This window comes from Mesorhizobium sp., from assembly GCF_024509055.1.
Lineage (GTDB): Bacteria > Pseudomonadota > Alphaproteobacteria > Rhizobiales > Rhizobiaceae > Mesorhizobium.
Genome location: NZ_JANINM010000288.1, coordinates 1 through 2,129 on the forward strand (window position 1 = coordinate 1; position 2,129 = coordinate 2,129).

Here is a 2,129-nt window from a genome sequence, read left to right on the forward strand (position 1 = left end):
GCTCCTCGATCGGCGTGGCGAAGATCGCCGCCACCTTCAGCTTCTTGTCCTTGGCCAAAGCGGCATTCGGCAGCACGGCCGCGGCCAGTCCCAACGCGCCGAGTTCCAGCACGTTGCGCCGCGACAAGCCGGCGCGTTGCGATTTACGCTGATCGTTTTCCATTGAAGTACCCCTCTGTGCGACAGCCGTGTCGAGCCGGCCGTTCCAATATGTCAGTCAGACGCCGCGACTATGGTACGGCATCCGACTTTTGTCCACATGGTCAAATTTAGCTTTTGCTTCTGGAAGGGACATTCCGGTCCCGCGCTTCGCTGACGAGGCGCGCGGAAAGCGCTTGGATATCCGTGAGCGCTGGAAGCCCGTGGGCCGGCTTCAGCCGAACATCACCGCAGGGCCTTCTCGCCACCCGCGGCAGTGATCACCCCCACGATGATCAGCCCGGTCAGCACCAGCCGCACACCGGCGCTGACGCCGAAGGTGTTGAGCATCGTGAGCAGCAGCACCAGGAGCAGGCCGGCGCCCCAGACGCCAGGCACATTGGCCTTGCCGCCGGCGACTGACGTGCCGCCGATGACCACAACCGCGATCGAGGCGAGCAGGTACTCGTTGCCGATATCGACATTGGCGCCGCGGAAATAGCCGGCAAGCAATGCGCCGTCGATGCCGCCGAGCGCGCCGCACAGCGTGTAGGTCAGGAAGCGGATGCGGCCTACATCGACGCCGGCGAGCCAGGCGGCGCGGATATTCTGGCCGATCGCCAGCACCGAACGGCCGTAGATCATGCGCTGCAAAGCAATGGCGGCACCGATGGTGAAGAGCACCGTCAGCATCGCCAGTACCGGAATGCCGGCGACCTGCCAGTTGGTGAAGTCGGCGAAGCCCGGCGGCGGCTTGATCTGCAGGCCGCGCCCGTAGCTGATGTCGACCGACTGGATGATGAAGCTTGCCGACAGCGTGGCGATGATCGGGGGAATGCGCAGCGCCCAGATCAGCAGGTAGTTGATCGCCCCGATCGCGGCGCCGCAGGCGAGCGCCGCGATAAGTCCGACGACGACCATCGAATCGCTGCCGCCCATCACCTTCATGGCAACGGCGCTGGCAAGCCCGATATTGGCCGGCAACGACAGGTCGACATTGCCGGGTCCGAGCGTGATGACGAACATCTGCCCGACGCCGACGATGACGGTAAAGACGGCGAGCGAAAGCGCCGCGGTTATCATGCCGCCGGCGCCGTAGCCGCCGGTGAAGGTCACCGTCGCCAGCCAAACGACAAACGCGCCCACGAAGGACCAGAGCCAGGGTTTTGCAAGCAGCGTTCGCGCGAAGGCCATCGCTCACCTCTCCCTGCGGCTGATCAGGACGCGGGCAGCCAGCACGATGATCAGGATCGCGCCGTTGGCGGCGACCTGCCAGTCGGGCGGGATATGCATGAAGGTGAGCAGCGGCGAGGCCGCGAGCGCAAGCGTCAGCGCGCCGATGACGGCGCCGACCGGCGACACCCGTCCGCCGACGAATTCGCCGCCGCCAAGGATGACGCCCGCGATCGAAAGCAACGTGTAGCCGTTGCCGATATTGGCGTCGGCGGAAGTGGTTATGCCGATCAGCGCCATGCCGGAAAGCACGCCGAACAGGCCGGTCAGCGCGAACAGAACGATCTTGGTCTTGAGCAGCGACCAGCCGGCGCGCCGGAGCGCCGCGGCATTGCCGCCTGAGCCGCGCAGGATGACGCCATAGGAAGTGCGCATCAGGGCGAAATGCACGACGACGGCGATGAGCAGCGCGGCGAGGATCGGGAACGGGATGTAAGGCGGCTTGAACGACATGATCGCCAGCAGCCAGTCCGGCGCCTTGCCGCCCGGCTTCGGCAGGATGAGGATGGCCAGCCCCGCCCAGACGAAACTCATGCCGAGCGTCACCACGATGGACGGCAGGTTGCGCAGATGGATCAGCGCGCCGAGCAGCGCATAGACGCCGATCGAGCCCAGGAGCACGACGATGCCGATGAGAGGCGCATCCCTGAGCCATGTCGCGGTGACACAGCCGACGAAGCCGACGAAAGTGCCGATCGACAGGTCGAGCTCGTTGCCGGCGATGACGAACATCTGCGCGATCGTCGCCAGCGCGATCG

Annotated in this window: 2 protein-coding genes; both read right to left on the reverse strand. The window is 65.6% G+C overall.

Annotated elements, in window-relative coordinates:
- Positions 1-384 precede the first annotated feature (384 nt).
- Positions 385-1,332, reverse strand: a complete 948-nt coding sequence (locus Q0L57_RS13160) for an ABC transporter permease (RefSeq protein WP_296743261.1) — start codon at positions 1,330-1,332, stop codon at positions 385-387.
- A 3-nt stretch (positions 1,333-1,335) separates the two neighbouring features.
- A partial coding sequence (locus Q0L57_RS13165) for an ABC transporter permease (RefSeq protein ID WP_296743263.1) occupies positions 1,336-2,129 on the reverse strand: 794 nt, incomplete at its 5' end.